6 protein-coding genes are annotated in these 3,469 nt (G+C 46.7%); 2 read left to right on the plus strand and 4 right to left on the minus strand.

Going from position 1 to position 3,469, the window contains the following annotated elements:
• The first annotated feature begins 68 nt into the window (after positions 1 to 68).
• Both C2U68_RS20795 and C2U68_RS20800 read left to right on the plus strand, forming a co-directional pair.
• Positions 69 to 983, plus strand: coding sequence for a hypothetical protein (locus tag C2U68_RS20795; RefSeq protein ID WP_140914389.1), 915 nt, complete (start codon positions 69 to 71; stop codon positions 981 to 983).
• Positions 984 to 1,102: 119 nt separating this feature from the next.
• Positions 1,103 to 1,528, plus strand: coding sequence for a hypothetical protein (locus tag C2U68_RS20800; RefSeq protein WP_140914390.1), 426 nt, complete (start codon positions 1,103 to 1,105; stop codon positions 1,526 to 1,528).
• 114 nt (positions 1,529 to 1,642) lie between these two features.
• On the opposite strand, the gene C2U68_RS20805 is transcribed toward C2U68_RS20800, so the two are convergent.
• The 4 genes from C2U68_RS20805 to C2U68_RS20820 all read right to left on the minus strand — a co-directional run bounded on the left by C2U68_RS20805 (position 1,643) and on the right by C2U68_RS20820 (position 3,337).
• Complete coding sequence (locus C2U68_RS20805) at positions 1,643 to 1,960, minus strand: helix-turn-helix domain-containing protein (protein ID WP_054761722.1); 318 nt, start codon at positions 1,958 to 1,960, stop codon at positions 1,643 to 1,645.
• Complete coding sequence (locus C2U68_RS20810) at positions 1,941 to 2,327, minus strand: type II toxin-antitoxin system RelE/ParE family toxin (RefSeq protein ID WP_140914391.1); 387 nt, start codon at positions 2,325 to 2,327, stop codon at positions 1,941 to 1,943. The genes C2U68_RS20805 and C2U68_RS20810 overlap by 20 nt, the downstream gene beginning before the upstream one ends.
• A gap of 143 nt (positions 2,328 to 2,470) precedes the next feature.
• The gene (locus tag C2U68_RS20815) at positions 2,471 to 2,713 is read right to left on the minus strand and encodes a WGR domain-containing protein (protein ID WP_140914392.1); all 243 of its coding nucleotides are present in this window, start codon (positions 2,711 to 2,713) and stop codon (positions 2,471 to 2,473) included.
• A 3-nt stretch (positions 2,714 to 2,716) separates the two neighbouring features.
• A complete protein-coding gene (locus C2U68_RS20820) occupies positions 2,717 to 3,337 on the minus strand; it encodes a recombinase family protein (RefSeq protein ID WP_140914393.1) in 621 nt (206 codons plus the stop codon).
• Positions 3,338 to 3,469 lie beyond the last annotated feature (132 nt).

Genomic DNA, 3,469 nt, shown 5'->3' on the forward strand with positions numbered 1-3,469 from the left:
AACCAATGCAGTTAAATCTCCTTGGATACTATAGTGATACACCCATTCACTTCGCTTGATGGATAGATATGAATACTAAAAAAAATCCACCTGGAAAACACAGGCGCATAGGAAAATATAGCGCGAAACTTGCCGAAATCATAAAAGAACACCACGCTCATTTACTCAATGAGAAAAATGAGAAACGCGAATTTGATCAGGTATCTCGAGATGAGTTTTCTGATCATACCAGGATCGATAAAAGTAACTTTAACAAAATTATCAATAACCAAAAAGAGTTGTCTGAAAAAGAGCTTTTTCGTTTGATTTCGATGCCGTGGGTCACACCTGAAGCAGCACAACGATGGATATTACTTTGGATTGCTAACCAGCTTGATAAATATCAATTAGATAAAGAATACAATGTCGATGTGCCTTTACTTGAGGATGCAAAATCACGCGGATGGACTCCGAATCAAAATCTAAAGCGTTTGAGTAATTCTTTGGCAACATTAGCTGATTACGTGCCGACACTCGGTGTCATTAGCCAAATCAACTATGCTCGACAACGGAAGAACGAATCCATCAAGCTAGATGCATACCATTTGCCAGTGGAAGGCCCTCGCATCAATGGACGAGACCTCAATAATCCAGCTTACGCGAAAACTCAAGAATACTGGCGCAATTCTCCCTTGACAGCCATTGCCTTGAAGTTTGCTAATGAATTAGCTGATCTGGAGGCTGAGGAGCGTGTTGGTGAAATAAATGGTTACCTGAATGAAGAGTTATCACAAGAATTATCAGACGTGGAAGATGGTATGGATGCTCTATTAGAATGTCTGATCAGCGAGAAAGCAGAAGTTTTATTAGAACAATTCAGCGAAGATGATGTGGAAACATTATTAATGTACCTAGGAGGAGATACTGCCGATCATGTCTATGCGGCCGAAATAACTAGCAAGATCATTACGTTCATGAGTGACAAACATACAAAAGTCTCCTGAAAATAGCGCAGAAGATAACCCATTTTGTCGCGGTAAGCATTGGTTAGCCAACCAATGAAGTTTTTCTCAGGGCTGAGTGTAATAGAGCCTTCTTTAATAAGCCCATAGAGGTAAAAATTATGAAAACATCTATTACTAGTGTCACATCTTCCAGCACTGCTACTTCCCCTTGGGCTAAAACCCCTGAATGGTATCAGACTAACTTACGGGCGCTATTGGCTACTCACGTTCACCGTCTTCAGTCTGCCACTGGGTTGACGCTTGACCAAATTGCTAGGGAACGACTGGGATGGAGTCGAGGCAACAATTTCACTCAGCTGACCCAACCAAAATATAAAAGTATTTTGTCACCGGCAAGTGCTCTGCAGATGGCTAAGGCATTGGAGTTAGATAATAAAGAAACCGATGAGTTGGTAATCGCCACGATGCGCGCTAATTCGGGCAGGCTCTGTGAAATGACCCCAGAATTTCTTTCTCGTTATGAAAAGTCGCTAGCCCGCCGACTTTGCGCCGCAGCTAAAAAGCGCGGCATCCGTTTATCTTAAATATAGGGAAAGCCAAGTCGAAAACAATTGTCAGAAATTTAGCGTTTTAACTGGTGTACGCGGCCCGCAGCTTTTGAGGCGCGTTAGAAGCTGACGGGTTGCAGTGCTTTGGATTTAAGCAATCGCTTCCAGCCCGTTTTTGGCGACCAGCGACAGAAGCTTCAATGATGCGCCTTTGGGGTGCTTCTCACCTCGCTCCCATTGGCTGACCAGGCCGGTCGTGACGTTCAAATGGCGTGCAAAAACGGCTTGGCTTGCGCGTTCACGCAACCGAAGCGCTCGGATTTCTTCTGGTTGCAAGGGGTTGATTGGCGTTAGGCACAATTCATCGAATTTGCGCATAGTACGCTTATCCATGACGCCCGCCTCATGCAGACCCTCGGCGGTTTCATGCACGGAGGCCATCAAACGGCTACGGTATTGTTTTTTCATTGCAGATTACCTCTATCAATGTCTTATTTGCCAATGCGCAGTTTAGTGCTGCTTCGTCATACTCCAGCATGACAGCCGCTAATTTCCGCAAAGCGACCAATTCATCGTCATCTATGTTGGCTTGCTCATTTTTGGCGAAACCGTGTACAAAGAACGCCAACGAACCGATGCGGAACAAGATCAGGGTGCGGAACCCGCCCGATTTGCCACCACCGCTACGGGCGACACGTTGTTTAATGACGCCGCCGCCTAAATCGGCATCCAGTAATCCCTTTTCGGCATCACTGACTGCCTTACAGAGGCTTGAATCGTCTATTCCTGATTTTTTGGCAAATCGTGTGAACGCCTTGTTTTTGAATATTCGCACGCCTGCTCTGTTGCCATTTTCGTCTTTTGAATATAGCGCTTAGTGTTATAGTTTGCAAGAAAAAGACCAAGTTATTGACCGCGAGCCCTGTATTAATTTCGCAGCGCATAGAATACGAACTGGAGTATATTCAATGCTCCGCATCAGTTTTCTGCGCGAAGGGCTCGATAGCCTTTTTTACATTTGGCCGTGCACAGCTTATTCCCGGCGACGATGGCTTCTTCCTGGGTATCGAACCACTCCTTTCTGACGGTACCCGGTGACCCCACCCTGCCCCATTCCTTGATCAACGACCAATCATTGAATAGACCCGGTGTCACAAACATCTGATAAAACCGATGCATGTTGTCTTTGTCATCATGCCGTTCCAAATACACATGATTCATTACTTACTCCCCAGAAGAGTGGACCGACTTTTCACTTTGCGGTGATTTCATCGCCGCTTCCCGAATCCGCATAATGGTTTGCCGAGTGGTTTTAAATTCCCGAGCCAACTCCGAAACGTTGCTGCCAGCGGCCAAGCGTTTGACAACGTCAGCACGATCTTCGGCATTGAGTGCCGGCGGCCTGCCAAACTGTTTACCCGCCGCCTTCGCGCGACTAAGGCCTGCTTGGGTTCGCTCAATCAGCAAGTCACGCTCAAACTCAGCAACTGCTGCGATGACCTGCATGGTCATCTTGCCGGCAGAACTGGTTAGATCAACGCCACCTAACGCTAGACAATGGACCCGCACTCCGGAATCAGAAAGATGCTCGACCGTGGCTCTGACATCCATGGCGTTGCGACCGAGACGATCCAGTTTGGTCACCACCAACACATCGCCCGCTTCCAGCCGCTCGATCAGTTTATTAAAACCGGGTCGTTCTTTAGCCGCGACTGAACCACTGATACTTTCTTCAATCAAACGATGTGGCTGAATGGCGAAACCGGCGGATTGAATTTCCAGGCTTTGGTTTTGGGTAGTCTGGTCCGTGGTCGACACTCGACAGTAAGCAAAGACGCGTGACATGCTCTAATTCCGTCCGAAAAGGATGTACGAATTATAGCACATGTCCGTAACTCAATAAGCCTACTTTAGTACATGCTATTTAAACCCTGTCCGAAACCGGTCGATTTCGGGCATCAATGTCAGAAGACGACT

The sequence above is a fragment of the Methylomonas koyamae genome, assembly GCF_006483455.1.
Lineage (GTDB): Bacteria > Pseudomonadota > Gammaproteobacteria > Methylococcales > Methylomonadaceae > Methylomonas > Methylomonas koyamae_B.

Bases quoted from the DNA above. Each gene is read 5' to 3' on its own strand.
- C2U68_RS20795 (WP_140914389.1), top strand. From the start codon at position 69: ATGAATACTAAAAAAAATCCACCTGGAAAACACAGGCGCATAGGAAAA.
- C2U68_RS20820 (WP_140914393.1), bottom strand. From the start codon at position 3,337: ATGTCACGCGTCTTTGCTTACTGTCGAGTGTCGACCACGGACCAGACT.
- C2U68_RS20800 (WP_140914390.1), top strand. From the start codon at position 1,103: ATGAAAACATCTATTACTAGTGTCACATCTTCCAGCACTGCTACTTCC.
- C2U68_RS20815 (WP_140914392.1), bottom strand. From the start codon at position 2,713: ATGAATCATGTGTATTTGGAACGGCATGATGACAAAGACAACATGCAT.
- C2U68_RS20805 (WP_054761722.1), bottom strand. From the start codon at position 1,960: ATGAAAAAACAATACCGTAGCCGTTTGATGGCCTCCGTGCATGAAACC.